Source organism: Candidatus Harpocratesius sp. (genome assembly GCF_054039255.1).
In genome coordinates this window covers 1-3,410 of the sequence record NZ_JBPLBG010000062.1, presented here as the reverse complement: position 1 = coordinate 3,410, position 3,410 = coordinate 1, and the positions used below count along the sequence as shown (strand labels likewise).

The following is a 3,410-nucleotide window of genomic DNA, read 5'->3' as shown; positions in this document are numbered from 1 at the left end:
GCCTTTCAACGATTCCTTGTCTAAATTCATCCCGAGGTTCCTCTATTTTATTTATTCTTTTTTCAATTTCCATAGGGGAACCTCACCTTTTTTTCCCTAAATTTCAACTAAGAATAAGATAACACCTATGTTAATATATCATCTTTTCTAATAAGATGATTGGTAACTCTTTTTTTGTTTTTATAATACGCTGGTTGAAATATTCGTAAAAACGATTTGTATTTTGTTTTCAACAATTCAGCAATTTCATCAATGTTTTCAGAGAATATTTTGTCTTTAAATTTTGTTAATATTTCTTCCCTTTGTTTTTGAAAATTATCTATTTCCTCTAAAATTGGTTCTAATTGGAAATTAAAAGATTCAACATTCTCAATTTGAACCAATGATTGTGGTATTTTGTGGTTCTCATTTAGAATTGATAAAAGTTTGCAATATGATAAAGTTAAGGCAATGCAATTCAATTCAATATTAATGCTTCTAGAAAAACTCGCAATTTTATTTTTAACGATTTTATAAGTATCTATTGCAGAATTTAGCTGCTTATTTATTTTCTGTTGTTCATATTCATTTACACTATCAATTGCACAACCCCAATAAGGGTGACTAAAGGGATGCCCTATCATTTTAATTCGGTCTTTTAATGTTGTGATTGTTGCAATTAGTTTTTGATATTGTTCAAATGAAATATTTTTTATCTCTGAAAAATCAATATCCAGTATTTCTACATCAGATAATTCATTTAATTCACCGATATACCAATAAGGTGATTTATTGAAAGGCTTTGTTGGTGTATGAAGAACTTTGGAGTATTCATTTAGTTTAATTCTGCACTCCAACAGTTCATCAATTTTACTATTTATTATTGGTTTTCCGGGATGTGTTGTTTCATACGCGGCCTTTAATTGATCTAAAACATGTTTTTTATTTGACTTTCGACTATGGATTTCAAGACAATAATCATTTAAACCAATACTTTTAAGCCTATTATAAACAACATCCAAAGCAGCCATTTTTTCACTTACAAAAAGAACTTTTTTTCCATTAGCTAATAATTCTGCAATTAAATTTGTAATAGTTTGAGATTTGCCTGTTCCCGGCGGTCCTTGAATAACGACAGAATTACCGGCTTTCACAGCTTCGATTGCTTCCTGTTGAGATGAATCAGCATCGAGTACTTGGTACAACTCTAATGGTTTTCGTTTTTCATCTAATTCATTTGCAATTGGATATTCAGAACCACTATCGAATACATTTTTATTAACACCAGCAAGTGCTTGAACAATTTGGTTTTTTTTAAAAGTGTCATCATACTTCTCTAAATCTTTAAACATTACAAACTTTGTAAAAGAAAAAAGACCAAGAAATATCTCATTCTTTATTTTCCATCTCGCATCTAATTTAATTAATTCATTTACTTTCTTGAAATAATCCTTTGGGTCAAATTTGTCATTATCTAATTCTAAATCTGGTATATTTAGATTAAACTCATTATCCATTTTATATTGTAGGGCAGGATTAACAAATGGATCTTCATCTGTTTTATATAATTTGTATTTTGATCTTATTGACCGTTTTTTCAATTCTACAGGCAACATTATTAATGGCGATCTGTTTTTTACATCTGAATGATCTGCTTCATACCATTCAAGCATTCCCAGTGTTAGGTAAAGGATATTGAAGCCTTGTTCTTCCATTAACTGATTAGCTCGGAATTGTATTCTTTTTAAGTTTTTTTGTAATCTCTGGCTTTCAAGATTTGTTTGAAGATTCAAATCAGTATGTTTTTCTTCAAGGTTTTCATCATCATATTCATAGAATTCCTTGCTATGATTTTCATCATTTGGATTGTCATTTTCATCAAATAATTCTTTCGTTTCTTCTTCTTTCGGCAGAAAGTGAAAAGAATTATTTTCATTTACCATTGACTTGAATATTTCTGATGGTATTTCGTCAATTATTTTGATTGTAGTTACTTTAGTAGGTCTAAAATTTAGCAGTCGATTACGCTTTGATAAATCAATTAACTTGTTTTTCCAAGTTTCTATTTTGTATTCTAAAATTTCCTTTTCTGTTCTTTCAGGCATATTTATTGATTTAAAAAGTTATAATCCATTTCATTGTCATAGCACTCTAACATCTCCATGACCGACTTTGATAGCTAACTATAGACAACTTTCCCTGTCGCCATAGATACCATGCTGTTTTTCCCGTAATTCATTGTTATTCGTATAATAAACAAAAACATTTTACCTGTCAAGTAGAATATTATCCGGGAAATCCATCGGAAGGGTTAGATTGGTTGTTGGCAACTTTTTTCGTCGCTGAAAAAAGTACCGGACTCTATTAAACCTGGATTATTTGCCACAGAGAAAGTCCCGATGAGATCTCCATGAGGCAGAGAAATTAAAATGCTAAAAAGGAAAAAGGGAATACGGAATAAGGTGCCATCCCGAGTGAAATCGAGAGAAATAAGGAATAGGGCGAGCGGTCATCTGTGCCGGATTATTCACCCCGTTTGGGGATTGCGTGATTCCAACTATTTGCTTTACTATCCTGCTGATATATGTAACTTGCCAAGTATTATTTGCAAATATGGTATCTGAATTATTACCAAAAATCAGGCGGGTTTTATTATGAATTATTGATTAACCGAAGAGATTTTAGTATTTCGTTTTTCTCAAATAACTGATTGGTTATATATTTATGAAGAATAGAATTTATTAATGTTTGATAGGGAACTCCTTCGGTCTTTGCTTTTTCTTTAAGTTTTTCCAAATCATAATTTGATATTCTGAGACTGATTGATCTATTCTTTTTGGTCTGCTCTAATATTCTTTCTATTTTCTCTTTCTTTTTTCCTGAAATTGGTTTAAGACTTTCAATTTCATTCTCAATTGCTTTTTCTTCATCTGATAATTTATATGATTTCATCGTTCTCTCCATATTTCTTATGAAATTTTCTACTCGGAAAGGCTGTCTTTAATACTATCTGATTACTTTGGTTAATTAAAAATGGAACTACCCAGGTATAATTTTCAATTTTCATAATAAAATAGAACCGTCCTTCTCTTGTCGGGTTTTCGAGTATTTCCAGGTAATCATTATTCAGAATTCTATCTGAAATTTCCTCAAACGAAATTCCACGATTTAATATTAACCATTCATTTTTATTTTGATCCCATATTATACTCATGTCTTTTAAAGATAATATCGAGTATATACAATGTCAACGCATTTATTGTCTATTTGTTTAATTTTAATCGAAAGAATTTCCCGACGCCTGCGCAGCGGACGCTTTGCATGAGTTGAAAAGCGACGCCGTTTGGAAACGGCTGAAATAATATTACCTAAAAGGTCTCGTAAAACAGCGGCAGCGGCGCGACTTTCTGTTCCGTAATCTGAAAAGCCTT

4 protein-coding genes are annotated in these 3,410 nt (G+C 30.9%); all 4 read right to left on the bottom strand.

Translation table 11 applies throughout. From position 1 onward, the window contains the following. Nucleotides 1-125: 125 nt before the first annotated feature. A complete protein-coding gene (locus tag ACXLDF_RS13720; RefSeq protein WP_457559109.1) occupies nucleotides 126-2,084 on the bottom strand; it encodes a DUF4011 domain-containing protein in 1,959 nt (652 codons plus the stop codon). Nucleotides 2,085-2,631: 547 nt separating this feature from the next. Further along, on the bottom strand, nucleotides 2,632-2,931 hold the full coding sequence (locus ACXLDF_RS13715; protein ID WP_457559108.1) for a CopG family antitoxin: 300 nt from the start codon (nucleotides 2,929-2,931) through the stop codon (nucleotides 2,632-2,634). Beyond that, the gene (locus ACXLDF_RS13710) at nucleotides 2,918-3,193 is read right to left on the bottom strand and encodes a BrnT family toxin (protein ID WP_457559107.1); all 276 of its coding nucleotides are present in this window, start codon (nucleotides 3,191-3,193) and stop codon (nucleotides 2,918-2,920) included. The genes ACXLDF_RS13715 and ACXLDF_RS13710 overlap by 14 nt, the downstream gene beginning before the upstream one ends. Nucleotides 3,194-3,198: 5 nt before the next feature. Further along, the coding region (locus ACXLDF_RS13705) for a hypothetical protein (protein WP_457559106.1) at nucleotides 3,199-3,410 on the bottom strand (212 nt) is incomplete at its 5' end.

Bases quoted from the DNA above. Each gene is read 5' to 3' on its own strand.
- ACXLDF_RS13720 (WP_457559109.1), bottom strand. From the start codon at position 2,084: ATGCCTGAAAGAACAGAAAAGGAAATTTTAGAATACAAAATAGAAACT.
- ACXLDF_RS13715 (WP_457559108.1), bottom strand. From the start codon at position 2,931: ATGAAATCATATAAATTATCAGATGAAGAAAAAGCAATTGAGAATGAA.
- ACXLDF_RS13710 (WP_457559107.1), bottom strand. From the start codon at position 3,193: ATGAGTATAATATGGGATCAAAATAAAAATGAATGGTTAATATTAAAT.